This window comes from Campylobacter sp. MG1 (genome assembly GCF_026616895.1).
Classification (GTDB): Bacteria; Campylobacterota; Campylobacteria; order Campylobacterales; family Campylobacteraceae; genus Campylobacter_E.
The window spans coordinates 1-717 of record NZ_JANYME010000032.1 but is presented as its reverse complement, the minus strand read 5'-3'; the positions used below and the strand labels follow the sequence as shown (position 1 = coordinate 717).

General features: G+C 48.3%; 1 rRNA gene. It reads right to left on the bottom strand.

Annotated features, from left to right (window positions below):
• Positions 1-40: 40 nt before the first annotated feature.
• Positions 41-717 (bottom strand): 16S ribosomal RNA (locus NY022_RS09550); the annotation flags it as partial.

Below are 717 nucleotides of genomic sequence, written 5' to 3'. Positions count from 1 at the left end.
TTATTACTCTTTAGTGTGAGTTAAAGAGTATGTACTCTAGAAAGGAGGTGATCCAACCGCAGGTTCTCCTACGGTTACCTTGTTACGACTTCACCCCAGTCGCTGATTTTGCTGTGGGCGGTAACTAGTTTAGTATTCCGACTTAAAGCACAATCAACTCCCATGGTGTGACGGGCGGTGAGTACAAGACCCGGGAACGTATTCACCGTAACATAGCTGATTTACGATTACTAGCGATTCCGGCTTCATGCTCTCGAGTTGCAGAGAACAATCCGAACTAAGACATATTTTATAGATTTGCTCCACCTCGCGGTATTGCTTCTCATTGTATATGCCATTGTAGCACGTGTGTAGCCCTGGGCATAAGGGCCATGATGACTTGACGTCGTCCACACCTTCCTCCTCCTTGCGAAGGCAGTCTATTTAGAGTGCTCAGCCGAACTGTTAGCAACTAAATACGTGGGTTGCGCTCGTTGCGGGACTTAACCCAACATCTCACGACACGAGCTGACGACAGCCGTGCAGCACCTGTCTCTAAGTTCTAGCAAGCTAGCACCCTCGTATCTCTACAAGGTTCTTAGGATATCAAGCCCAGGTAAGGTTCTTCGCGTATCTTCGAATTAAACCACATGCTCCACCGCTTGTGCGGGTCCCCGTCTATTCCTTTGAGTTTTAATCTTGCGACCGTACTCCCCAGGCGGTATGCTTAATCCGTTA